The sequence below is a fragment of the Dellaglioa sp. CoH-56-MRSF-14 genome, assembly GCF_056782115.1.
This window is the reverse complement of record NZ_JBXAYB010000057.1, coordinates 1-332: the sequence shown is the minus strand read 5'-3', so window position 1 is coordinate 332 and position 332 is coordinate 1. Positions and strand designations below refer to the sequence as shown.

The window sequence follows — 332 nt, the reverse complement described above, 5'->3', positions numbered from 1 at the left end:
GATTTAGACGGAACCTGCCATTGATCAACTTGTTCTTGGTGGCACCCAGTGTGAAGTTGCCTGTGCTGTCCGGGCTCACGCCATTGATTGTCTTGACAAGCTGGTTCGTGGTATTGGTTGATGTGTAGGCATTTGCTGTTACTGCGGCGCTGGCCAGAAGTCGCACATTACCCAGTGCATCAAGCGTGTATAGATTTGCATCAGACGTGTTGATAGCGAGTTGGCCCGCTACCAAATTACCAGCAGCGGGCGGCAAGCCCGCTGTCGTATTACGGATATGTTTTATGACAGCGGGAAGTAGTACACCTCTATTATACGCCTGTGTACGTGCC

1 protein-coding gene is annotated in these 332 nt (G+C 51.2%); it reads right to left on the bottom strand.

The window, feature by feature from the left end; all coding sequences use genetic code 11:
- Positions 1 to 332 (bottom strand): hypothetical protein (locus tag AC1RPX_RS07835; RefSeq protein WP_481763335.1); only part of this gene is annotated, 332 nt, incomplete at both ends.